The sequence below is a fragment of the Coprococcus aceti genome (assembly GCF_025567285.1).
GTDB classification, from domain to species: Bacteria; Bacillota; Clostridia; order Lachnospirales; family Lachnospiraceae; genus Coprococcus; species Coprococcus aceti.
In genome coordinates this window covers 52988-76351 of sequence record NZ_JAOQJT010000007.1, presented here as the reverse complement: position 1 = coordinate 76351, position 23364 = coordinate 52988, and the positions used below count along the sequence as shown (strand labels likewise).

The window sequence follows — 23364 nt, the reverse complement described above, 5'->3', positions numbered from 1 at the left end:
TTTCCTCTCACACGCTGGTTCATACATGCTTTTTTGCGACAAAGCTTACCCAGTCATTCATGTAGACAGTATCTACGATATCGAAGTTATTGTCAAGAAGAGCCTGTCTGACCTCATCCTCTTTTATGTTTATAATGCCCGATGATATAAAAATACCATCATCCTTCATAAACTTCTGAACTACAGCCGACATTGGAATTATAACGTCTGCAAGGATGTTTGCAACTACTATATCATAATTTGCGCCTATTGACTCTACCAGTTTCTGGTCCTCAAGGACATTTCCGCACTTGAATTCCACAGCCTCGGCAGGAATATGGTTCACATCTCTGTTCTCTCCCGCCACATCAACAGCGATCGGATCTATGTCTATACCGAGAACATGCTTTGCACCCAGCTTATTGCAAACAAATGACAGGATACCGCTTCCGCTTCCGGCATCGAGTATCTCATCTCCATCCTTCATGTACTTCTTGAGCTGGCCTATGCACAGTCTCGTCGTCTCATGGGAACCTGTTCCAAATGCTGTTCCGGGATCTATCTCAATAACTATATCCTCGTCCGTTGCATCCTCCGGCACTTCCTCCCAGGTTGGCTTGATGATGATATTGTCATACAGTCTGAATGGCTTGAAGTAGGCCTTCCAGTTGTCTCTCCAGTCCTCTTCCTTCGTCTCACTCTCGGTTATCTCGCCTGTTCCGACAGGAAGAAACTCTGACAGTCTCCTGATCTCTGCAGCCACCTTATCCTTTATCTCCTGCACGTCAAATGTATCGTCAAGGAAACAGGACACCTTTGCAGTTCCATCATTTTCCGGCATATCATCCGGCAGGAGATCGACAAACATCGTCTCCATCTCCTCCTCAGTGAGGGGAATATTATCTTCTATCTGAACACCCAAAACGCCTTCCTCTTCGAGGAAGGCGCTTATGAGGTCTTCAGCTTCACATGTTGTATCTATTGTGAGCTTCGTCCATTTCATATATTTTATACCTACTTTTTCTTTCTTCTCTTGTGATCGCCAAATGTAAATGGTCCTGCTGAATCTGTTGCAGGTCTTGTCTCTACAAGTGTTGCCTGCTCATACTGGTTTAGGATCTTCTTCTGCTCCTCTGTGAGCTTCTCCGGCACCTGTACAACAAGTGTTACATAGTGATCGCCTCGCTGAGTTGGGTTCTTGAGGTTAGGTACTCCTTTGCCCTTCAGCTTTATACGTGTATCTGTCTGTGTTCCTGGTGGTATGGTGTAATCAACCTCTCCTTCGATGGTGTTGATCTTGATAACTCCACCAAGTGCTGCCTGTGTAAATGTGATAGGCTCTGATGAATACAGATTGTACTCCTGTCTCTGGAAGTTTGGATGACGATCAACAAGTATGGTAACTGTAAGATCCCCTCTCTCACCACCGTTGATACCAGGCTCACCCTTTCCTTTGATTCGGATGTTAGTACCATTGTCTACTCCTGGTGGAATAGCTATCTGTATCTTCTTTCTGCTCTTTACATATCCTGTTCCTGCACAGTTGCTGCACTTGTATCTGATGATCTTACCAGATCCACTACAATCAGGACATGTCTGAACATTACGTACAACTCCAAAAAGTGACTGCTGTGTTGTCACTATCTGGCCCTTACCGCCGCACTTGCCGCAGACCTCAGGCTGGTGTCCCGGCTGTGAACCGGTTCCCTTACATACATCACACTCATCCTTCAGTGGGAGCTCAAGCTCCTTCTGGGTTCCGAATATAGCCTCCTCAAAGGCTACTCTGATGGTTGTCTTGATGTTTGCGCCCTTCATAGGACCATTTGTATTTCTCTGACGGCTTGCGCCACCGAACATATCTCCAAATATATCTCCAAAGATATCTCCCATGTCCGCGAAGTCAAATCCACCAAATCCGCCGGCACCGCCGCCGTTCTGGTCGAATGCTGCATGGCCAAACTGATCATACTTTGCACGTTTCTCAGGGTCACTGAGGACTGAATAAGCTTCAGCTGCTTCTTTGAATTTCTCTGCAGCCTCTTCATCACCAGGGTTCATATCCGGGTGGTATTTTTTTGCTACCACTCGGTATGCCCTTTTGATCTCGGCTTCAGAGGCTCCCTTGGTTACACCAAGGACTTCATAATAATCGGTCTTTGTCTCTGCCATAGCCTTTACCTTTCATCCTCTATATATTAAACCTCTGTGAAATCTCCATCTACAACATCGCCATCTGAGTAATCAGGTGTGCCTGCGCCTGTTCCTGCGTTTGCTCCAGGACCGTTCTGCTCATAGAGCTTTGAGAACAGGTTCTGTGCGCTCTCCATCAGCTTATCCTTTGCAGCCTTGATCTTATCTACATCTGCATCGCTCATATTCTCTGCATCTGTGCTGTCTATTGCTGCTCTTAAGGAGTCAAGATCTGCCTTTACGCCAGCCTTGTCAGAATCTGAAAGCTTATCTCCTACCTCGCCGAGTGCCTTCTCTGTCTGGAATGCAAGTGCATCTGCCTCATTTCTTGCCTCGATGCCTTCCTTACGCTTCTTATCCTGAGCCTCGTACTCTGCTGCTTCCTTAACTGCTCTATCGATATCATCATCTGAAAGTGATGTTCCTGATGTGATAGTAATGTGCTGCTCTCTTCCTGTTCCGAGATCCTTTGCTGATACATTTACGATACCATTTGCATCGATATCGAATGTAACCTCGATCTGTGGAACTCCACGTCTTGCTGGAGCGATACCATCAAGTCTGAATCTGCCAAGACTCTTGTTGTCCTTTGCGAACTGTCTCTCACCCTGTACTACGTTGATATCAACGGCATCCTGATTATCCTGTGCTGTTGAGAAGATCTGGCTCTTCTTTGTAGGGATTGTTGTATTTCTCTCGATAAGGTGAGTAGCTATACCACCCATTGTCTCGATTGAAAGTGTAAGTGGTGTAACATCCAGAAGAAGGATCTCGCCTGCACCGGCATCTCCGGCAAGCTTACCACCCTGGATACAAGCACCGATAGCAACACACTCATCAGGGTTGATTCCCTTGAATGGCTCCTTACCTGTAAGTCTCTTAACCTCTTCCTGTACTGCGATGATACGGGTTGAACCACCGACAAGAAGTACCTTGTCAAGGTCTGCTGCTGTAAGTCCTGCATCAGCAAGTGCTGTGTTAACAGGGCCCTTTGTTCTGTCTACAAGATCTGCTGTAAGCTCATCGAACTTAGCTCTTGTAAGGTTCATATCGAAATGCTTTGGTCCATCCTGGTTTGCTGTGATGAAAGGAAGGTTGATGTTGGTTGTTGTAGCTGATGACAGCTCCTTCTTTGCCTTCTCTGCTGCTTCCTTTAATCTCTGCATAGCCATCTTATCGCCTGAAAGGTCGATGCCCTCTGCCTTCTTGAATTCATCAAGCATATACTGTGTAATTGCGTTATCGAAGTCATCACCACCGAGCTTGTTATCGCCGGCTGTTGCAAGAACCTCGATGACACCCTCACCGATCTCAATGATAGATACATCGAATGTACCACCACCTAAATCGTAAACCATGATTCTCTGCTCCTGCTCGTTGTCAAGACCATATGAAAGAGCTGCTGCTGTAGGCTCGTTGATGATACGCTTTACATCAAGACCTGCGATCTTACCGGCATCCTTTGTTGCCTGTCTCTGTCCATCTGAGAAGTAAGCAGGAACTGTGATAACTGCCTCTGTAACCTTCTCTCCTAAGTATCCCTCTGCATCTGACTTCAGCTTCTGAAGGATCATTGCTGAAATCTCCTGTGGTGAATACTTCTTGCCATCTATCTCTACTCTGTAATCTGATCCCATGTGACGCTTGATAGATGAAATTGTCTTATCTGCGTTTGTAACTGCCTGACGCTTTGCAGGCTCACCTACTACTCTCTCTCCTGTCTTCAGGAAACCTACTACTGAAGGTGTTGTTCTCATACCCTCTGAGTTAGCTATAACTACAGGCTTACCACCTTCCATAACTGCTACACATGAATTTGTTGTACCTAAGTCAATACCTATAATCTTACCCATTGTCTTTTCCTCCTAGAAAAAAATTTCATGATTGATTAAATTTCAATAATTATTGAGCAGACGCATGAGAAGCGCTCCGCGCGGCGTCTGCGTGACATGTCGTCAAGCTATGCTTGATGACCTACGCGCACTTCAGTGCGCTTCCATTCTTCATAAGAAATCTCCCACTCCGTGGGTCCTTCTTATGAAGTTTAATTTGCTACCTTTACCATGCTGAATCTCAGCACCTGATCCTTGTACATGTAACCCTTCTGCATCTCTTCAACGATTACATTCTCTTCGTAGTTGTCATCCTCTACATGCATCACTGCATTGTGGAATGTAGGATCAAACTGTTCCCCGGCGCAATCCATAGGCTTTACACCTATGCTTTCCAATGACGTCATAAGCTGCTTATATATATTTGCAACTCCCGACTCGAATGGTCTGTCCTTATCCTCATCAGGAATGGCTGCCATTGCTCTCTCAAAATTGTCTACCACAGGAAGAAGCTTCTCAAGAACTCCCTTTGCACCTATGTCGTACAATTTGCCTGACTCTTTTTCATTTCTCTGGCGGATGTTCTCACACTCCGCAAGAAGTCTTGTGTACTTTGTCTCTGCATCCTTACAGCGTTCCTTGAGCTTCTCGTTCTCCTCACGGAGAGCCTTGCCTCCACGTCTGTTCTCCTTTGCAACATGCTGTGGCTTTGCAGCCTCTGCCTGCTCCTCCGGAACGTCAACGGTCTCATCGACCTTGACTTCTGACTCAACGCCATCCTTTATCTCTGCTGAAGCATCTCCAACTATGGTCTCGGCTGCTGTCTGCTCTGTCTTAACCTTCTTGTCGGATGCAGTACTGTTATTGCTATCAGCCATTACATATCCTCCTATTCATCGTTATAATCTTATCTGTCTATCCATTGTTGTTAAATATGTCATCAAGCTCTCCGGTGAGTTCCTTGAGCATGCTCACAACTTTCTTGTAATCCATCCTCTTCGGTCCGATTATTCCTATCGTTCCTTTTGCGCCCTCCGGCATCTTGTATGTTGCTGTTACAAGGGAGCAGTCCTTCAGGTTTTCATCGCTGTTCTCCTGTCCTATCAGGATCTGTATGTCGCTGTCCTGCTGGATCACATCCTCCACATGTTTTGCAAATTCTTCTTTGTCCTCTATGTCTTCCAGTGTTCCGAGCAGCTTCTCTGCGGATGACGTGTTCGCCAACTCAGGGTACTTGAGTACATTCGTTGCTCCACTGGTATAAACCTTGAGATCATCGGCCTCATGGATCGCCTCCATGATTCCCTGGAATATCGTCTCAAGGATCTCTGCATATTCACCTGCCTGAACCTTCATGGTCTGTATAAGTTCAAGATTGATATCCTGAAGTGCCGCGCCCTGAAGGAAGGTATTTAGCAGAATATTAAATTTTAAAATATCTTCATTCTTCAGGCTGTACGTCGTCTTGATCAGCTTATTCTTGACTATATTGCCATCAACCATGATGACCGCCAGCAATGTGGTCTCATCAACCTGTGACAACTGGATGAACTTTACTGTGTTGTTGTACTGTGGCATCGTAACCAGTGTTGCGTACTGAGTGTTAGTCGCAAGCACCTTTGCCACCTGCTTGAGAAGCTTCTCAAGCTTATCAACTCTCTGCAGCAGATTCTCTCTCTCTGTCTGATTCTCTGCTTTCTCTTCATTCCTGTCTGCCATGATGCTGTCAACATAAAACCTGTAACCTGCATCCGTCGGAACTCTTCCTGCCGATGCATGTGGCTGGCATATAAAACCCATGTCCTCAAGATCTGACATCTCATTTCTTATGGTAGCCGGGCTGACATTCATGTCGGCCAGCTTGGAAATGGTTCTCGATCCAACGGGCTCTCCAGTCTCCAGGTAATTCGAAACGATCGCTTTTAGAATTCTGACTTTTCTCTCGTCAAGTTCCATACTCTCATTCCTTTTTGCTTTTAGTCTTATTAGCACTCAACATATCCGAGTGCTAACCACTAAACATAATCTAACACTGCCGCCCCCTTTTGTCAACAAAATAACGAATGTTTTTGTGTTTTTTTTATGTTTTGAAGGACGGTCGTGCCAGTATTATTCTATTAAGAAGTCCGCCAGGATCGTGTTGCTTACGTCGATGCCTTTTTTTGTGAGGCGGATCAGGCCGTGGTCATCTTCGAGGTGGCCGGTGGACTTGTATTTATCTATGACGGAGCCGTATATGTCGTAGATGGAGTGTCCAAAGTAGTCGTTGAATTTTTCTGCACTCACACCGGATATCATACGCAGGCCGAGGAACATATATTCCTCCATCAGCCTGTCTGCGTCAAGTTCTTCTTCCACATTGCGCATGTGTTCTATTATATCTCTTGCCTTACCCGAATTTGCGACGGGATCTCCGAATGTCATGAGCTCCCTGTGTCTTGCCATGCCGTCTATGTAGTCTTCCAGACTGGATGTGTTGGTGTAGCGTCTGCCGTACAGGAAGGACGCTGCTCCGATTCCGATTCCTATGTATTCCCCGAGGGTCCAGTAGACTATGTTATGTCTGCACTCGTAGCCAGCTTTGGCGTAATTGGATATCTCGTATCTGTGGTAGCCGCCGGTGCCTAAGAGCTTATTTGTTATGTCGTACATCTGCCTGTCCACGTCCTCATCCGGGATCTGTGACAGCAGGTTCTCATCTGCTGCCAGAGGAGTTTCGTCCTCCACTATGAGGCTGTAGGACGATATGTGCTCCGGCTTACACCTTAATACCTTGTCAAGGGTGTCCAGATATGACCTCATGGTCTGTCCCGGTATGTCTGACATCAGGTCTATATTTATATTGCGAAATCCGGCCTCCCTAGCCATGTCAAATGCGGCGAGGAACTGGTCATAATTGTGTATCCTGCCCAGAGCTTCCAGCTCATTTTTCTGTGCGGACTGAAGGCCTATGCTCATCCTGTTTATGCCATTTGCTATATATTCTGCTGCCTTACGGCTGGTCAGGGTGCCCGGATTTACCTCTATGCTTATCTCCGCATCCTCTGCGACATCGAACAGCTTCCTCACCGTCGTCATTACAAGTGTGATCTCGTCCGGCTCCAGTATGGATGGGGTTCCGCCTCCTATGTATATTGTCCTGACCTTGTGGGTCTCCGCCAAATACGAGTAGCTTTTCAGCTCCTCGCACAGGGCTTCGACGTATTTCTCACGGTACACTCCATATCCCGACATGCAGGCTGCCCCCACCGGAAATGACAGGAAGTCGCAGTATGCACATTTCTTCACACAGAATGGGATATGTATGTATATGCTGAGCGGCTTCTTCTCATATGACTCTAAAACTTCGTCATTATTTGCATCGCCGAAATCCCGATCTGAATTTTCGGTATTTATTATATCTATCATTAGTATCCTTCCTTTTTATTTCAAATATCGTCACCGCATGAAAAAAGCCGCTACTAAGAATGCTCCTGTCAGAATGCTCTCATTAACGGCTTTTCTACGATTCTATTATTTCTTATTTGATATAACCGTGTCACTGTGTTCCCGGTCTTTTCTATTCCTCATCAAGCTTCAGGACAGACATAAATGCCTTCTGTGGTATCTCCACATTGCCCACCTGTCTCATTCGCTTCTTTCCTTCCTTCTGCTTTTCAAGGAGCTTTCTCTTTCTGGATATATCTCCGCCGTAGCACTTGGCAAGGACATCCTTTCTCATGGCCTTGACTGTCTCGCGGGCTATTACCTTGCCGCCTATGGCCGCCTGGATCGGGATCTCGAACAGATGTCTCGGGATCTCGTCCTTGAGCTTCTCGCACATCTTTCTGCCCCTTTCATACGCTGTATCCTTGTGTATGATAAATGAGAGTGCATCGACCTCTTCCTTATTGATAAGGATGTCCAGCTTCACAAGCTCTGAGCGGACATAGCCCTTCATCTCATAGTCAAATGAAGCATAGCCCCTTGAACGCGACTTAAGTGCATCAAAGAAATCGTATATGATCTCGTTCAGTGGGAGGTCGTACTTGAGAAGCGCTCTTGTCTCCTCCATGTACTCCATGCTCTTGTACACGCCTCGTCTCTCCTGGCAGAGCTGCATGATGGCACCCACATACTCTGTTGTGACCATGATCTCCGCATCGACAAATGGCTCCTCCATGTACTCTATGGTGGATGGATCCGGCAGATTCGACGGATTGGTGAGCTCTATCACATTCCCATCTGTGGTATGTACCTTATATACAACGCCTGGCGCTGTGGTTACCAGATCAAGATTGAACTCCCTCTCCAGTCGCTCCTGAACTATCTCAAGGTGAAGCAGTCCAAGGAAACCACATCGGAAACCAAAGCCCAGTGCTATGGATGTCTCCGGCTCAAAGCTGAGCGCCGCATCATTTAACTGAAGTTTCTCAAGGGCATCCCTGAGATCCGGATACTTTGCTCCATCCGCAGGATAGAGTCCGCAGTATACCATAGGCTGTGCCTTCTTGTATCCAGGAAGCGCCTCGTCACATGGCCTGTCCGCCTGTGTGACTGTATCTCCCACTGTAGTATCCTGTACATTCTTAAGGCTGGCTGTTATGTAACCAACCATACCGGCTGACAGCTCATCACATGGGACAAATCTTCCCGCTCCGAATATTCCGACCTCAACCACCTCAGCCTCAGCTCCGGTGGCCATCATCCTTATGGTGGTTCCCTTCTTCACGCAGCCGTCAAATAATCGGCAGAATATGATAACTCCCTTGTAGGAGTCATACAGACTGTCGAATATAAGTGCCTTGAGTGGAGCCTCAGGGTCACCATGCGGTGCCGGCACCTTCTTCACGATCTGTTCAAGCACTTCTTCTATATTAATCCCATTCTTTGCCGATATCCTTGGGGCATCCTGTGCCTCTATTCCAATTACATCCTCGATCTCGTTCACGACCCTCTCCGGATCTGCTGACGGGAGGTCTATCTTGTTGATGACTGGCATGACATCAAGGTCATGATCCAGCGCCAGGTATACATTCGCCAGGGTCTGCGCCTCTATGCCCTGTGCGGCATCAACCACAAGTATGGCTCCCTCACAGGCTGCCAGACTTCGAGATACCTCATAATTGAAATCCACATGTCCCGGAGTGTCTATGAGATTGAATATGTACTCCTGTCCATCATTGGCATTGTACACGATCCTGACACACTGTGCCTTGATGGTGATTCCACGCTCCCTCTCAAGATCCATATTGTCAAGAACCTGATTCTGCATCTCCCTGCTGGTCAGAGTTCCGGTCTTCTCTATGATCCTGTCGGCAAGTGTTGATTTACCGTGATCTATATGCGCTATTATACAGAAATTTCTTATCTTTGACTGGTCTAAATGCTCCATGTTTTCACATCCTTATCTATGTCCCGCGCCTTGTATGTGCAGGCTCTTTTATTCTTATACTTGTCTTACTCGCATTTGACGTTAATATAACATGTATGAGCATATAACTGCAAGTGCCAATATGCCACTTAATCCTCACTTCAGAAGCACCTTTGCAAGCATTGCGGCAAATGGTTCGATGGCGTTGTATTCCTCCTCCACCGTGTTAGTCTGTGCGCCTATCTCTGCCAGCATGGCGTGCGGCATGAGATCCATGTTGTACCGGCTCGTACTTATGTATATCTTGCGCATCATGTCGCCGTAATTTGCCCTGCCCGCCAGATAGGTCTGAAGTGCAAATGCCATGTTGTCGACCTTGTTGTCATTGCTCCAATAGTCCACATCGTTGCCATCCTCGTCACGGCACATACCATTTAACAGCATGATCTGTGCTGTGGGCTTTCCATCCACATCTGTAACCAGATGTGTGTCATCCGGCACACCATCCCTGTGGAGATCTATGATGACCTCTATCTCAGGATTGTCCTTAAGTATCTGTGACACACCTTCCCTCGAATAATCATAGGAAGCGTTCCTGTCAAGAACCCCTGTCATCATGTCATATGCCGTGGTGTCGTGGTACACCGGTATGCCATATGTATCCGTGAGTATCTCCGCCAGGCGGTTGCCAAGTCCTATCACCGTGTCGTCAACCTCGCCCGGTCTTGAGTCCGCAAATGCCTCAGAGCCGTGGGTGTGATATATCAGAACCTTGTATCCGCCCGTGTCCATATCCAGCGACAGATCTTTGCCGAGCAGATTTTCCGCATCCAGCTCGTCTTTTTTTACGCACTTAGGGTATGTGGCGTTATAACAATATGAAAGGAGTGTATCTGCGTCCATACCTATATAAGAGCTCATTATATCCGCCATGGCCGACACAGTTCTGGCATCAGCGGATCTCTGCGCAGCTTCTGTGGTCTCAGTGCTGGCAGGCGCAGAAGTCTCTGAAGTCTCCGCCTGCGATGATGCCTCACCTTCGGAATCCGCATCCTCCGTCTGGTATGTCCTGCCCTCCTCGCACACCTCCCTGACCTGAGATTCCCAGTAATCCATGTAACAGTACACATCCGGCTCAGCCGCACCGGGGCTGTATATACTCTCGCCTGTTTCACCCGAAGAACTGCCATATATCCCGCTATACACCAGCTTCCACACATCATCAGTTATCCCGGTCTTTATCAATATCCCCGCGCACACCAGAATCACCCACGCAAGTATATACACAGTCTTCGTATGAAGCTTTCTGTCCGACATACATTTCCACCCCTTTTGAATATGCTATGGCCTCTGTTATCCATTATTCAAATATATGAGTGTACGTGCCAAATGATTCCCTGTATTTTTCTCTACATCGCTATGGCATTTATCGCCTCAGATATCGTAAAGCTGATGCGGCGCACTAGCTCGTCTATATTTTTCGGGGTCACGAACATATCCGCCATATCCTCGTCCAGAAGATTGCACGCTATCTGGTATCTCTGCTTCTCCGTGAACTCCCTCATGATCCTGCGCCCGTAGGTCTCGTTAAATGCATCAGCCACCTCATCCAGCGAATCGTCTATGATGGATGGAACGGAGATGACTGTCGGAACACCGACTGCGATCACGCGTCTGCCAAGGTTGTCTGAGCTCAGTGTCTTTCTGTTGTTGCCGACACCGGAGCCGGGGCTTATACCTGTATCCGTGAGCTGGATGGTGCATCCGAGTCTCTTGCTGCTTCTGGCCGCCAGGGCGTCTATTGCAACCACGATCTCCACGTCTATCTCATCGCATATTCCCCTGACTATATCCACAGTCTCTATTCCGGTCTGTGCCATGACTCCCGGACATATGGCACTCATGACCAGATCTGGCTTTCCCGGAGTGTCCAGGTGCCTTGTCACATACAGATTGTCTATGACCAGCGGGCCTATGGAATCCGGGGTGACCTGCCTGTTGCCAAGTCCGACCACCAGTATATTTCCCGCATGCCCCATGAGCTCCCTGAGTCTGCCCTCAAGCTCCGCCCTCAGAGGTTCATGTATGGACTCCTCATATTCCTTAAGCTTGGAACACTCTATCGTTATATATTGTCCCTTTGCCTTTCCCAGATTTTTCTCCCCTATCTCATCCAGCACCGTTATGGTGGTGGTCTTGATGCTCCTGTCCTCATTCACCACCGTCTTCACCTTGACCCCAGGCATATTTCTCCTGTCGGCTACATTTTCTCTGAGCTCTATCGCAAGATCCGTACGTATCTCCCTGTTCATATGCGTCCTCCTTACATAACCCATTACATGTATAATAAAATACCCCGGCGGATGCATTTTTATGTATCCGCCGGGGCATTCCACGGTAAATCTTACATTACCTTGCCAAGTATTCTGTTGATCACTTCAGGATATCCGCACACCCTGAGGACAGGTGGCTCCCACTCCAGGGATGCCGTCTGATAAAAGCATGTCGACACACCGACTTCTATTCCGCCCTCCATCTCCGATGATCTTACGATCCTTCCAAATTTCTTCTTGTCCTTAACAAGTCCCCAGGCGGCTTTGTTGATGGTAAATTCCACCACCGGGTAGCCTCCCACATATCCTGTCACCTTTGCGTCGTCCACATATGACAGCTCGTCCTTCCAGTATTCAACCGCTTCGTCTATTGATGCAAACATATATCTTCTCCTGTTTATTCTGCACTTTTTTATATTTATTATGCTTTTGAATCATACCGTTGTCAATTTACTCTTTCTGATTTTTTCGTTCACGTTTATTAATTTTTGTTTTGTTGCAATATTTTTTTCTTTATTATTATACTGTTATTTGATATACTAATTTGAAGTGTATATTAACGGCAGTAGTCTGCCCTTATTTAGAATTTACTTTTACAATTAAATAGCGGGGATCTATCCCCCAGGTTTTAAGGAGGTCTTTTTATGGATTTTACTAAGAAGGGAGCGGTGAAGGCTCAGAAGGAGCTGGTATCCAAGCTTCCAAGAAACCGGCGTAAGCTTAACATTTCTGTGTTTAAGATTATACTGGTGCTGGTGCTCGCCATTGTGATAGTCGGTGTCGGAGCCGGATTTGGTGCCCTCAAGGGTATTCTGGATGATACGCCGAACATCAACGCTGACGCTCTCATACCTAAGGGATACAAGACAACTCTTGTATACCAGAATGGAAAGGAGATCACGACACTTGCCAATTCCAACTCCAACCGAGAGTATGTGTATTACGACTCTATTCCTGAGGATCTTGTGAATGCATTTGTCGCTATAGAGGACAGACGTTTCTGGGAGCACAACGGAATCGATGTACAGGGTATCGCCAGAGCATTTATAAAGGGTCTCAAAAGCGGAGACTTCGATGAGGGTGCTTCCACTCTTACACAGCAGCTTATCAAGAACAACGTGTTCAACGTCGGACTGAATGAGTCAACTTTCCTGGATAAGCTTGAGCGTAAGGTTCAGGAGCAGTACCTGGCTGTGGATATGGAGAAGAAGATCGACAAGAAGTCGATAGTCGAGTATTATCTGAACACCATATATCTCGGAGAAGGCTGCTACGGTGTTGAGACCGCTGCCAAGACTTACTTCGGCAAGGGGCTCAGCCAGTTATCGGTATCTGAGTGTGCCGTGCTCGCAGCAATTCCGCAGAACCCTACCAAATACGATCCTCTCCTGTCGCCTGACGACAACAAGACCAGAAGGACCCAGGTTCTTAAATACATGCTGGATCTTGAGTATATAACACAGGCGCAGTATGACGAGGCTATAAACGATAACGTTTACAAGCGTATCGCTTCCGTATCTAAGAAGGAAGAAAAGCAGCAGAAGACAGAGGTCAACTCCTACTACACTGACGAGGTCATCAAGCAGCTTCAGAATGATCTGGTTGCCAAGGGCTACTCAGAGGACGAGGCAGAGTCACTGATCTGGTCAGGCGGACTCAAGGTCATCGTTTGTCAGGATCCTGAGATCCAGGAGATCGCTGACTCAGTTGTAAATGATACATCCTACTGGCCTGAGCCTGTATATCAGCTCAACTACGCTCTCACCCTTGCGGATAAGGAGACAAAGGTTCAGACGAACTACAGCGTGGAGAATCTTGAGAGCTGGTTCACAGAGCAGGAGGGCTACGACTACAGCGCAAGATATTACAGCGAGGATGATGCCCGTGCAGCGGCTGACGAGTTCAGGGATGCCATGGTTGCCGAGACCGGCGACGAAGTCTTCATGGAGACATTCAAGCTTGTCATACAGCCACAGGTATCATTCACTCTCATGGACCAGAACACCGGTCAGGTCAAGGCACTTGTCGGAGGCCGTGGAGAGAAAACTGAGAACAGATCATTCAACCGTGCAACTGAGGCTACCAGACAGCCTGGTTCTTGCTTCAAGATAGTTGCCACATACCTTCCTGCACTGGACGCGTGCAACATGTCTCTTGCCACCGTATACGATGATGCACCTTACTACTATGAGAATGGTAATCAGGTATTTAACTGGTACGGCGGATACTGGGGACCTAAAACTATAAGATATGCTATCATGGAGTCTATGAATATCATAGCTGTAAAGTGTATCACAGACGTAACTCCACAGCTCGCATATGACTATCTGCTGAAGCTTGGATTTACAACTCTTGTTGAGAGAAAGACAGACAGCGATGGTCTCATCCTGTCAGATATCAACCAGTCACTTGCACTTGGTGGTCTGACAAATGGTATTACCAACCTAGAGATCACAGCTGCATATGCAACCATCGCCAACGGTGGTAATTATATAAAGCCTGTGTTCTACTCAGAGGTTTACGACCATGAAGGCAATCTTCTGATAGACAACAGGGAGCCTGAGAAGACACGTGTCATATCAGAGCAGACAGCATGGCTTCTCACAAGTGCCATGCACGACGTTGTAACAGGAGGTACCGGTTCAGGTGCCAACTCTTACACAGGTATGTATACAGCAGGTAAGACAGGTACCACATCAGGAGACTTTGATAACTGGTTCTGTGGTTATAACCCATACTACACAGCTTCTATATGGCTTGGAAATGATGAGAACATCACATACAGCCCTGGTTCTATCAAGTGCTATATGTGGAGAGATATCATGGATCAGGTCATTGAGAAGAAGGGACTTGATACATCAGCTACATTTGAGATGCCGGACGGAATCGTACAGGCCACTGTATGTTCGGATACAGGACTTCTTCCATCGAATGGATGTCCTACCGTAACAGATTACTTTGACGCATCCAAGATTCCTACAAAGTACTGTCCAGGTGTCAAGAAGGTTGTCGTATGTAACGAATCACACATGCTTGCCAACAAGGAATGTCCTGAGACTACAACCTTCATCTACAAGCTGAATGATGATGGTGAATATGTTCTTGAGGGTTACACATGGGATGAATCACTCCTCAAGGAGCACTGTAACATCCACGGCAAGAAGAAGGATACAAAGAAAACTACCAAGGCAACCACGACCACCGAGGATACATCGGAGGATACAACGGAGGATACAACAACGGAGGAGCCTACAACGACTGAGGAACCTACAACTGAGGAACCAACGTCAGAGGAACCTACCTCTTCAACGGAGATAACCACAACCGAGGAACCAAGCTCGGATGATTCAACCGATACAACTCAATGACGGAAAGCCCCATCATACAATTCAATGTATGATGGGGCTTTTTATATCCTGCCTGTCTTCTATTCTATTTTGTCATCTTCGGCTTGAATATCAACGATGCAAGATATCCAAATATCAGTGCGGCCGAGCTTCCAACCGCCGCCATCTGGAAGCCTCCGCGGAACAGTCCGATAAATCCATCCTTATCAACCGCCTCAGTTATGCCCTTCCACAGATTATATCCAAATCCCGTGAGCGGCACCGATGCCCCGCACTGTGCAAATTCCAGAAGCGGCTTGTATATTCCAAGCGCTCCAAGCACAACTCCCGTACAGACGAGTATGACCATTATCCTTCCCGGAAGAAGCTTGGTCTTGTCCATCAATATCTGGGCAAGAACACATATTATTCCGCCAACCACAAACGCTTTTACATAATCCATTTACATCTACTCACCTTTCTTTTCGTGATGCTCTATCATGACCGCATGGGCGATCCCCGGTATGGTCTGCCCCTCGTTATAGCTCACCGTGGAAAGCAGGGCTCCCGTCGGAACAAACAAAACTCTCTTCCACTCCCCGGAGCTCACCTTCTTCAATATATATCCGGCGAGGACGGTCGCCGAGCAGCCACAGCCCGATCCGCCAGAGTGGGTATCCTGTTCCTCGTTTTCAAATATCTCTATACCGCAGTCCATATGATTTGCCGATATATCCACATTGTTCATGCTCAGAAGATCCTCAAGTATCGTCTTGCCGACCTTACCGAGATCACCGGTTATTATCCTGTCGTAGTATGTGGGCTTTATTCCAAAGTCCTGAAGATTCTGATATATAACGGCAGCCGCCGCTGGTGCCATGCACGCTCCCATGTTGAGGGAATCCTTCACACCATAGTCCACTATCTGCCCTGTGGTTACGCCCTGGATACACACATCTGACTCTCTGTCTGACACCACAAAGGCACCACTTCCCGTGACCGTCCAGGTAGCTGACAGGGGACGCTGATTTCCATATTCCAAGGGAAAACGGAACTGCTTCTCCGCACTTCCATAGTGGCTTGACGCCTCCGCAATGACGTTGTCCGCATACCCCGCCGCCACAGTCATGGACGCAAGCGACAGTGCCTCCCCGCACGTCGAGCACGCACCATACAGACCGAACACCGGTATCTCCATATCCTTGATTCCAAATGTCGACGCTATGAGCTGTCCCAGCAGATCCCCGGCAAATATATACCTTATATCCTGCTTGACTATTCCCGCCTTCTGTATGGCAAGGGTCACCGCCTGACGCACCATCTCGCTCTCGCCTTCCTCCCAGGAATCTTTGCCAAATGTTGCATCCTCGCTCACTCTGTCAAAATATCTCGCCATGGGGCCGTCTATCTCCTTCGGCCCCGCCACCGCTGCTGCCCCCAGTATATATGGGGGATTGCCAAATTTTATGCTCTGTTTTCCTTTTTTCTCATTCATATCATGCAACTCCCTTATATGGATAAATGTAACTGTTACTATAATTCCCTTATGCACTGCAGATTATAATGGTAGTTTTTGTTAATCTCAGCACTGGACAAATTCATTTATTTGCTTTAACATTACTAAAGTTGCTTTACAAAGAAAAAGGAATGGAGAATCGCCGTGGAATTTACAAAGGAATACTGGGTAAACTGTTTTAGCAGATGTGTCAGATATGCTACGACTTTTTTCAAATGGATAGTTTTTTCACTGATAATGGGAACAATATGCGGGCTTGTCGGAACAGCTTTTCATATATGCGTAGAGTACGCCACCGGCTTCCGTGAGAACAATCATATGATAATATATTTTCTGCCGCTTGCGGGAATCGTGATCGTATTTATATACAGGATCTGTGGAATAAGACATTCCAAGGGAACCAATCTTGTCATCGGTTCCATAAGAAGTGTGGAGGACGAGATTCCTTCCCGTATGGCTCCGCTGATCTTCATATCGACGGTCATTACACACCTCTTTGGAGGTTCATCCGGCCGGGAGGGTGCCGCCCTTCAGATAGGTGGAAGCATCGGTGTCTCTATAGGCAAGCTATTCAAGCTGGATGACAGCGACAAGCACATACTCACACTGTGCGGTATGAGCGCTGTCTTTTCGGCACTGTTTGGAACGCCAATAACGGCTGCACTTTTCAGTATGGAGGTCATAAGTATCGGCATCCTCTACTACTGCGCATTTGTGCCTTGTCTGTTCTCGTCAGTCATCGCATACGCAATAACGAAAAAGCTTCACGTTGTACACGACCACTACAATATAGCCGGCATGCCGACATCCGTGGATGTGCCTTTGGTGATCAAGGTCATCGGTCTGGCTATCCTGTGCGCAGTGCTCAGCAGTCTGTTCTGTATATTCATGAACGTTGTGCACAAGCTTTTCCGCAAATATTTCAAGAACCAGTATGTGCGCGTATTCGCAGGAGGCGTGATGCTCGTCCTGCTCAACATAATACTCAACACCACCGACTACAACGGAACCGGTATGAACATCATCGCCCAGGCGCTCAACGGAGAGGCAAAACCAACGGCTTTCCTTCTCAAGGCGCTGTTCACCGCCATAACAATAGGCTGTGGATTCCGAGGCGGTGAGATCGTTCCATCGTTCTTCGTCGGTGCCACATTTGGATGCGCCATGGGTGGACTCATGGGACTCGACCCGGGCTTTGCCGCTGCCCTCGGAATGGTGTGCTTCTTCTGTGGCGTGGTAAACTGTCCTCTTACATCTCTGTTCCTGAGCATAGAGCTGTTCGGAGCACACGGAATACTTCTGTTCACCATAGGATGTGCCGTCAGCTACATGCTGTCCGGCTATTACAGCCTGTACAACGAGCAGAAGATCATCTACTCAAAGCTCCGCCCTCACTATGTCAATCTCTACACCAACCAGGAGATAAAGACCAAGGAACCGGGATTCCTGGAAGGCCTTATAAGGATCAGGGAGGACGACTCAGACGACATTGAGGAGTAGCCGGCAGCTACTCTTCCTGAGTATCTGACTCAGACTCAGTCGTCTTCTTATCTGTGTCTGAGCTGTCACTCTTATCTTTGTTCTGATCCTTATCTTTGTCTTTATCCTTGTCCTTTGGAAGCTTTCCTACCTTGTACACCTCGTCACGCTTAGAGTACACGCTTGTCGCCTCAGGATTGTCCGATATGACATTTCCATCGCCGTCATACACTCTTCTGTAGGACTGCACTGTAAGGCCCTCTATTCCCACTGTGTCAAGCACCTGCTCATCCTTGCCAAGACTCTTGTCCAGCTCATACTTGGTCTCATATGGCTCTGTCTCAACGGTCTCCGTGTAGAGCTCCACGCTGAACGGCTCCGTGATGGTGCCCCATATCGTACATGATGTGGAATATCCATCGTAGCTTGTGCTTATCTTTATCGGGTAATCCGTGTCATTTGTAAATACAAAGTCACATCCGCCCCACGCCACAGTGGCGTCAAGTCCCGCAGGAACATACGATGAAGGGTATGGATGACAATGTCTCTCATCTATCTCGAGATTCGCATACAGGCACGCCATGTACATGGTGGATGACACCTGACATATTCCACCGCCCATGTCCATGACTGACTGTCCGTCAGCATATGATGGGCCCGGAAGGAAGCCTCTCTCCTCGGTGAGCTCTCCGACTCCGAGGTTATATGAAAATGACTCTCCCGGCATGAGTATGGTTCCATCGCAATACTGCGCCGCCAGCTTGACATTTGTCTTTCTGTTCTCTGAACCCTCAACCTCTGTGCTGTATGAACTCATCTCGTCTCTGAACAGCATCTTCCTGTATTCTTCCGTACTCATATCCGCCGGGGTGTATGTGAGCGGGATGCTCACATCCGTTCCCTTCTTGGCAGATTCAAGGCTCTTCTTTGCCGCCTCCAGATCAAAGTCCACACCGTCCTTGGCCTCAACTACCTCGTAGTTCTTGTCCGGGTCAAGCGTTGGATTCTGCGGCTCACAATGTACCTTTTTGTATACCTCGTCCAGATCCACGTCAGCAGACACGACAGGACATTCCACCACAGTGCCATAGTCTCCTTTTGCTATCTGCTTCTTTATGCGGGTTACCAGCTTGTCTGTGTCTATCCTGTAGCTGCCCTTTCCCTTTGTCACAATGAGGTTCTTGTCCTCTATCCTGTATCCATCCTCTATATCCAGATCGACCTTCATCATATCACTGCTCTCGATGGCGGTCGTTATGATGCCGCTGTCGCCTATATATGGATAAATATCATAGCTGCTTCCAAGTGTCCATGATTCCAGAAGCCCATAGCCTCTTCTCCAGAAGCTGTGTGAGTCATCCTGTATCTTCTGCACAGACTTCTCAGAATCCATATCCAGCGCCGCCGACACATCCAGGGTGTAAGTCTTGTCATCCAGCTTCACCTGTATGCCCACACTGCTGTAATCGCGTCTGAACTGGTCATTTATGCTCTTTGCCGCCTCCGCAGATTTCATTCCGCCAACGTCTAATCCGTTTATGGTGGTCTTTTTGTACAGCTTTCTGTTGCCCACACACGCACATATTAGCGCATAAAATATCACCATGAACACCGCCGTGAGTATCCAGCTTATCACTCTGTATCGCTGCTGTCTCTTCCTCCACTGCTCAGATGCACGCCGTCCTGAACGTCCTGAAGCTCTCTGCCTGTTCTGCGCAAGTCTATTTTCAGTTGTATGTCCGTTTCTTCTTTCGTCTGCCATCTACATTCCCCTCATCCTGTAGAATAGATATTCCTTTGCAAGCTCCGAGTAGAGCTGCTGTACAGTCCACTCCCTGTTGCTCCGTGTCACTACCGACTTCAGCCTTACTGCCGGAAGCCCGGTCTTCTTATACCTTTCAAGAAATATATCAAGTTCTTTGCTGCTCACTCCGTCAAATATGAGCATATCCATACTGAGATCTTCCGTCTGTCCGGTCTCATCTCCACAGCCAGATATGTCAGCCGTGTCGCACAGACTTCCGACCTTCATACCATAATGCTTTCTCTGAATGTCAACGCACTCCGCACCTATGTCACTGCATATATCCTGTACTGCACTCTTCTGCTCAAGTGCCAGATTGACTGTCATTAGCCTCTTCATGTCAGCATTTCTCCTGTCTTTCTTCTTTTGTCCAAATCTATACTCATTATGTTATTTTTTCAAATATTGTCAACCGATGTGGGGAAAATATGTTGATTTTTAATTTAATAACCCCCATTTCACCATATTGAGACTATCCAATATATAACACCGAGCAGCCAGCTTGTAAATATACCGTACAGTATAACAGGCCCCGCTATGGTGAACGCTTTCACGCCCTTTCCGAACACTTCACCCTCAGTCTGGAATTCCACTATGGGCGCACACACACCATTTGCAAATCCTGTGATCGGCACAAGTGCTCCGGCACCGCCGTACTTTGCTATCTTCTTGTAGAGATTCAGACTTGTGAGGATGACACTTACGAGGACGAGTATCAGCGATACATACGCATACGCCTCGTCTTCCTTCACATCGAAGTGTACCAGCAGGTCAAATATCCCCTGCCCTATCGTGCAGATCACGCCTCCCACAAGAAACGCCCACAGGCAGTTTCTCGGAACGCTTGATGTGGGTGTCACAAGCTCCACATATTCATTGTAATCGCTCTCTGTAGGTTCAAACTTCATAACAAATACCTCCATTTCACACAAAATAATTTTGACTTTATCACATGCCCAGAACTACACTCAGCACCGAGCCTACCAGTTTTCCCGCAGCAAGGCCGTATATGACATAAGGGAAATTCCTTCTCACACTGAATCTTCTGGCTGCGATCGGAATGACATTCAGCACCTCCGTAAGTGCCCCCGCCAGGCATCCCACAAATATCCCTCCGAACAGACATATGATGGTATATCCCACCCATGTCACCGGAACCGATATTTTGAATACATATATCAGATTTGCCAGTGCCGCACCATATGCCAGCAGACACTCTATGAGCAGATAATGCCTTGCCCCCTTTACCTTCTCAAGGAGCTTGGGGAATATTCCTATCATGGATATAAATGCAAAATACCCGCCCGATATGGCCACACCGCTGGCAAAGCAGGCTATGGCAAGCATAGCGTATCTAATCAGCATCTCTCTCCGCCTTCTTTCTGGAGGCATCCGTTATGACTGTCTGGTTGACCTCCTGTTCATACTGTCTCATCTGAACCTGAAGCGGTGTAGGATCATCAGAGAATTTTTTCTTTGCACCGTGATTGAAAAATACGATTATACCGATGAAGAGCCCCAGGGAATATGCTATTCCCGCCACAGGATAGGCATCCCTGCCCTGCCCCACAAATATGTTGTGCATGACGTCAAGCTGTCCAACCATATTGACATCCGAGTTGTACGACATGATGGAAAAGCCTGCTCCGAAAAATGCGATGAAGCATATCATCAGGAATTTGAAGAACTGCTTTACTTTGTCGCTGGTGTCATATGTCCTGTAATACACAACCACGTCCGTTGCCCCTATGGTCTGTGTCTGGCAGTCCGGGTAGTGCTCCTGTATCACCTGCAGAATGTACATCACCGATATGACCTGCTGCTCCTTGCTTCCGGAAAAGCTCATGAGCTCCAGCTTCTCAACACCGTATTTTATATCGGGATTCGGGCTCAGCACCGTCGCCACATCTTTTATTTTGACTTTTCGCTTCTCCGCCAGACAGCTCTCCGACAGTTTCAAATACAAAAGTTCAGCCATATACATGTCCCCTGTTCTTATATTCTAAGAATAGTCTGTCCATGTATATGGCTGATATTACTCCAATATTTTCCATCTGAGTCTTCCGAGTATCTTTTTCTCAAGCCGGCTCACCTGCACCTGGCTCATGCCAAGGATCTGCCCTGTCTGTCCCTGCGTCTTGTCCTGAAAATACCTCAACACCACAAGTTTTCTCTCATCCGGCGTGAGCGTGTCCAGAAGCTGCGATACACACAGCCTGTCCACGATGCGGTCTCCATCTTCCGTGCCGCACATCTCCGCGTGAAGATCATCTATGCATGTCACATCCGATGCCGCGTCCATCGCCATCACAAGCTCTTCAGGAGTCGCTCCTATAGCCTCACATATCTCCTCCATTCCCGGCTCAGTCCCTCTGTTTTTTTCGACCTCGTGTCTGTATCTGTCTGCCCTGTAGTATATCGTTTTAAGATTTCTGCTGACCTTCACCATTCCGTCATCCCTGAGAAAGCGTCTAATCTCCCCCTGAATGAGTGGAACCGCATACGTGGACAGTTTTACCTCATAGTCCATATCAAACCTGTCTATGGCCTTTACAAGGCCTATAAGCCCTATCTGTATAAGATCCTCAAGTTCCTGTCCTCTCCCCACATATCTTCTGGCAACGCTGACCACCAGTCCCATATTGTCCGTCACAAGTTTATCTCTGGCATCTCTGTCTCCATCTTTTGCAAGTTCAAGCAAACGATGATTATCCGCCATCAATATATCTCCTGACTTTTTCCTATTATCTTCTTCATATTTACCACGGTTCCCTCACCCACGCGGGATTCTACCTTTAGCTCATCCATGAAAGCCTCCATAAATGAAAATCCCATGCCCGATCTGCTTCCGTCCGTGACAGTGGTGTAAAGCGGCTCCATTGCCCTGTCGACATTCTCTATGCCGCAGCCGTGATCTGTGATCGTTATGTACAGGGTGCGCTCCTCTATGTATGCCTCCAGGATTATGCTTCCCTCCCCGGATCCATATCCGTGTATTATCGAATTCGTGACAGCCTCCGACACCGCCGTCTTGACATCCTCCACCTCACTGAGTGTCGGATTTGTCCTCGTCAGCATAGCCGCCACCACGACTCTCGCCACAGCCTCATTCCGGGCATCACAGCCAAATTCCATGATCAATCTGTTCTTATCCATACCATTCTCCTCGTTATCTATATTTTATCTGTCCAATCCTCAGCCTCATCCCGGACACCGCTGTCCAGCCTTGTCGCGATCCTGTATATACCGGACATGAGCAGTATCCTGTCCATTCTCGCATTTACATTTATCACCCCAACGCTTCCCCCTCTGTCGTGGAGCTGTCTGTACCTTCTCGTTATAAGTCCTATCCCCGAGCTGTCCATGAACGTTGTCCTGCCAAAATCAAATATGGCATGTCTCACCACCTCCTCGGCAAATACTCCGTCCATCCCTGCGGTCATCTTCACCGCCGCATAATCATCCACCTCTCTGGGCATATATACGATTATAGTATCCCCCATTTTCTCGTAGATATTCATCTTCAATCCCCCTGTCACAAAATAAAAG

Annotated in this window: 22 protein-coding genes; 2 read left to right on the top strand and 20 right to left on the bottom strand. The window is 47.6% G+C overall.

The genetic code is table 11. From position 1 onward, the window contains the following. Positions 1 to 19 precede the first annotated feature (19 nt). The 10 genes from prmA to OCV54_RS10395 all read right to left on the bottom strand — a co-directional run bounded on the left by prmA (position 20) and on the right by OCV54_RS10395 (position 12073). Positions 20 to 982 carry a 50S ribosomal protein L11 methyltransferase gene (gene prmA, locus OCV54_RS10440; RefSeq protein ID WP_015533134.1) on the bottom strand — a complete coding sequence of 321 codons (963 nt, stop codon included), beginning with the start codon at positions 980 to 982 and terminating at the stop codon, positions 20 to 22. Between the two features lie 11 nt (positions 983 to 993). Next, the gene (gene dnaJ / locus OCV54_RS10435) at positions 994 to 2151 is read right to left on the bottom strand and encodes a molecular chaperone DnaJ (RefSeq protein ID WP_055144029.1); all 1158 of its coding nucleotides are present in this window, start codon (positions 2149 to 2151) and stop codon (positions 994 to 996) included. Positions 2152 to 2177: 26 nt separating this feature from the next. Then, a complete protein-coding gene (gene dnaK, locus OCV54_RS10430) occupies positions 2178 to 4025 on the bottom strand; it encodes a molecular chaperone DnaK (RefSeq protein WP_015533135.1) in 1848 nt (615 codons plus the stop codon). A gap of 191 nt (positions 4026 to 4216) precedes the next feature. Further along, the gene (grpE, locus tag OCV54_RS10425; RefSeq protein ID WP_015533136.1) at positions 4217 to 4882 is read right to left on the bottom strand and encodes a nucleotide exchange factor GrpE; all 666 of its coding nucleotides are present in this window, start codon (positions 4880 to 4882) and stop codon (positions 4217 to 4219) included. Positions 4883 to 4919: 37 nt separating this feature from the next. Next, the gene (hrcA, locus tag OCV54_RS10420) at positions 4920 to 5960 is read right to left on the bottom strand and encodes a heat-inducible transcriptional repressor HrcA (protein ID WP_015533137.1); all 1041 of its coding nucleotides are present in this window, start codon (positions 5958 to 5960) and stop codon (positions 4920 to 4922) included. 153 nt (positions 5961 to 6113) lie between these two features. Continuing rightward, positions 6114 to 7412 carry a radical SAM family heme chaperone HemW gene (gene hemW / locus OCV54_RS10415; RefSeq protein ID WP_055223922.1) on the bottom strand — a complete coding sequence of 433 codons (1299 nt, stop codon included), beginning with the start codon at positions 7410 to 7412 and terminating at the stop codon, positions 6114 to 6116. Between the two features lie 151 nt (positions 7413 to 7563). Beyond that, positions 7564 to 9378: a translation elongation factor 4 gene (gene lepA, locus OCV54_RS10410; RefSeq protein ID WP_022217229.1), complete on the bottom strand. Its 1815-nt coding sequence runs from the start codon at positions 9376 to 9378 to the stop codon at positions 7564 to 7566. Between the two features lie 135 nt (positions 9379 to 9513). Then, positions 9514 to 10674 carry a stage II sporulation protein P gene (locus OCV54_RS10405; RefSeq protein WP_055144023.1) on the bottom strand — a complete coding sequence of 387 codons (1161 nt, stop codon included), beginning with the start codon at positions 10672 to 10674 and terminating at the stop codon, positions 9514 to 9516. 92 nt (positions 10675 to 10766) lie between these two features. Further along, a complete protein-coding gene (gpr, locus tag OCV54_RS10400) occupies positions 10767 to 11669 on the bottom strand; it encodes a GPR endopeptidase (RefSeq protein ID WP_015533141.1) in 903 nt (300 codons plus the stop codon). Positions 11670 to 11761: 92 nt separating this feature from the next. Next, entirely contained in the window at positions 11762 to 12073 is a 312-nt protein-coding gene (locus OCV54_RS10395; protein ID WP_015533142.1) for a hypothetical protein, read from the bottom strand. Positions 12074 to 12334: 261 nt separating this feature from the next. Between OCV54_RS10395 and OCV54_RS10390 the strand changes: the two genes are divergently transcribed. Continuing rightward, entirely contained in the window at positions 12335 to 15058 is a 2724-nt protein-coding gene (locus OCV54_RS10390) for a transglycosylase domain-containing protein (RefSeq protein ID WP_055223920.1), read from the top strand. Between the two features lie 64 nt (positions 15059 to 15122). Here OCV54_RS10390 and spoVAE read toward each other — a convergent pair whose 3' ends face one another. Beyond that, the gene (gene spoVAE, locus OCV54_RS10385) at positions 15123 to 15479 is read right to left on the bottom strand and encodes a stage V sporulation protein AE (protein ID WP_015533143.1); all 357 of its coding nucleotides are present in this window, start codon (positions 15477 to 15479) and stop codon (positions 15123 to 15125) included. Between the two features lie 6 nt (positions 15480 to 15485). Then, a complete protein-coding gene (spoVAD, locus tag OCV54_RS10380) occupies positions 15486 to 16511 on the bottom strand; it encodes a stage V sporulation protein AD (protein ID WP_015533144.1) in 1026 nt (341 codons plus the stop codon). 165 nt (positions 16512 to 16676) lie between these two features. On the opposite strand from spoVAD, the gene OCV54_RS10375 reads away from it, so the two are divergent. After that, positions 16677 to 18032, top strand: a complete 1356-nt coding sequence (locus tag OCV54_RS10375; RefSeq protein ID WP_330375965.1) for a chloride channel protein — start codon at positions 16677 to 16679, stop codon at positions 18030 to 18032. A 7-nt stretch (positions 18033 to 18039) separates the two neighbouring features. On the opposite strand, the gene OCV54_RS10370 is transcribed toward OCV54_RS10375, so the two are convergent. The 8 genes from OCV54_RS10370 to OCV54_RS10335 all read right to left on the bottom strand — a co-directional run bounded on the left by OCV54_RS10370 (position 18040) and on the right by OCV54_RS10335 (position 23336). Continuing rightward, complete coding sequence (locus OCV54_RS10370) at positions 18040 to 19773, bottom strand: VanW family protein (RefSeq protein WP_055144015.1); 1734 nt, start codon at positions 19771 to 19773, stop codon at positions 18040 to 18042. Beyond that, positions 19774 to 20154: a DUF3783 domain-containing protein gene (locus tag OCV54_RS10365; protein WP_055223918.1), complete on the bottom strand. Its 381-nt coding sequence runs from the start codon at positions 20152 to 20154 to the stop codon at positions 19774 to 19776. It lies immediately after the preceding gene. Between the two features lie 119 nt (positions 20155 to 20273). Next, complete coding sequence (locus tag OCV54_RS10360) at positions 20274 to 20723, bottom strand: SpoVA/SpoVAEb family sporulation membrane protein (RefSeq protein WP_015533148.1); 450 nt, start codon at positions 20721 to 20723, stop codon at positions 20274 to 20276. A gap of 40 nt (positions 20724 to 20763) precedes the next feature. Further along, positions 20764 to 21180, bottom strand: coding sequence for a stage V sporulation protein AB (locus OCV54_RS10355; RefSeq protein WP_055223917.1), 417 nt, complete (start codon positions 21178 to 21180; stop codon positions 20764 to 20766). Next, complete coding sequence (locus OCV54_RS10350; protein ID WP_015533150.1) at positions 21170 to 21793, bottom strand: stage V sporulation protein AA; 624 nt, start codon at positions 21791 to 21793, stop codon at positions 21170 to 21172. The genes OCV54_RS10355 and OCV54_RS10350 overlap by 11 nt, the downstream gene beginning before the upstream one ends. Before the next feature lie 57 nt (positions 21794 to 21850). Next, on the bottom strand, positions 21851 to 22534 hold the full coding sequence (locus OCV54_RS10345) for a sigma-70 family RNA polymerase sigma factor (protein ID WP_055223915.1): 684 nt from the start codon (positions 22532 to 22534) through the stop codon (positions 21851 to 21853). After that, positions 22534 to 22971 (bottom strand): anti-sigma F factor, encoded by a 438-nt coding sequence (gene spoIIAB / locus OCV54_RS10340; protein ID WP_015533153.1) that lies wholly within the window; start codon positions 22969 to 22971, stop codon positions 22534 to 22536. Before spoIIAB ends, OCV54_RS10345 begins: the two co-directional genes overlap by 1 nt. Positions 22972 to 22988: 17 nt before the next feature. Continuing rightward, on the bottom strand, positions 22989 to 23336 hold the full coding sequence (locus OCV54_RS10335) for an STAS domain-containing protein (protein WP_055223912.1): 348 nt from the start codon (positions 23334 to 23336) through the stop codon (positions 22989 to 22991). Between the last annotated feature and the right edge of the window lie 28 nt (positions 23337 to 23364).

Excerpts from the sequence above, each read along its gene's own strand:
- spoVAD (WP_015533144.1), bottom strand. The coding sequence starts at position 16,511 with ATGAATGAGAAAAAAGGAAAACAGAGCATAAAATTTGGCAATCCCCCA.
- OCV54_RS10345 (WP_055223915.1), bottom strand. The coding sequence starts at position 22,534 with ATGGCGGATAATCATCGTTTGCTTGAACTTGCAAAAGATGGAGACAGA.
- OCV54_RS10355 (WP_055223917.1), bottom strand. The coding sequence starts at position 21,180 with ATGCTGATTAGATACGCTATGCTTGCCATAGCCTGCTTTGCCAGCGGT.
- spoIIAB (WP_015533153.1), bottom strand. The coding sequence starts at position 22,971 with ATGGATAAGAACAGATTGATCATGGAATTTGGCTGTGATGCCCGGAAT.
- OCV54_RS10335 (WP_055223912.1), bottom strand. The coding sequence starts at position 23,336 with ATGAATATCTACGAGAAAATGGGGGATACTATAATCGTATATATGCCC.
- dnaK (WP_015533135.1), bottom strand. The coding sequence starts at position 4,025 with ATGGGTAAGATTATAGGTATTGACTTAGGTACAACAAATTCATGTGTA.
- OCV54_RS10405 (WP_055144023.1), bottom strand. The coding sequence starts at position 10,674 with ATGTCGGACAGAAAGCTTCATACGAAGACTGTGTATATACTTGCGTGG.
- prmA (WP_015533134.1), bottom strand. The coding sequence starts at position 982 with ATGAAATGGACGAAGCTCACAATAGATACAACATGTGAAGCTGAAGAC.
- OCV54_RS10390 (WP_055223920.1), top strand. The coding sequence starts at position 12,335 with ATGGATTTTACTAAGAAGGGAGCGGTGAAGGCTCAGAAGGAGCTGGTA.
- dnaJ (WP_055144029.1), bottom strand. The coding sequence starts at position 2,151 with ATGGCAGAGACAAAGACCGATTATTATGAAGTCCTTGGTGTAACCAAG.
- OCV54_RS10360 (WP_015533148.1), bottom strand. The coding sequence starts at position 20,723 with ATGAAGTTTGAACCTACAGAGAGCGATTACAATGAATATGTGGAGCTT.
- OCV54_RS10350 (WP_015533150.1), bottom strand. The coding sequence starts at position 21,793 with ATGGCTGAACTTTTGTATTTGAAACTGTCGGAGAGCTGTCTGGCGGAG.
- OCV54_RS10395 (WP_015533142.1), bottom strand. The coding sequence starts at position 12,073 with ATGTTTGCATCAATAGACGAAGCGGTTGAATACTGGAAGGACGAGCTG.
- spoVAE (WP_015533143.1), bottom strand. The coding sequence starts at position 15,479 with ATGGATTATGTAAAAGCGTTTGTGGTTGGCGGAATAATATGTGTTCTT.
- OCV54_RS10370 (WP_055144015.1), bottom strand. The coding sequence starts at position 19,773 with ATGGCAGACGAAAGAAGAAACGGACATACAACTGAAAATAGACTTGCG.
- grpE (WP_015533136.1), bottom strand. The coding sequence starts at position 4,882 with ATGGCTGATAGCAATAACAGTACTGCATCCGACAAGAAGGTTAAGACA.
- OCV54_RS10365 (WP_055223918.1), bottom strand. The coding sequence starts at position 20,154 with ATGAAGAGGCTAATGACAGTCAATCTGGCACTTGAGCAGAAGAGTGCA.
- lepA (WP_022217229.1), bottom strand. The coding sequence starts at position 9,378 with ATGGAGCATTTAGACCAGTCAAAGATAAGAAATTTCTGTATAATAGCG.
- hrcA (WP_015533137.1), bottom strand. The coding sequence starts at position 5,960 with ATGGAACTTGACGAGAGAAAAGTCAGAATTCTAAAAGCGATCGTTTCG.
- hemW (WP_055223922.1), bottom strand. The coding sequence starts at position 7,412 with ATGATAGATATAATAAATACCGAAAATTCAGATCGGGATTTCGGCGAT.
- gpr (WP_015533141.1), bottom strand. The coding sequence starts at position 11,669 with ATGAACAGGGAGATACGTACGGATCTTGCGATAGAGCTCAGAGAAAAT.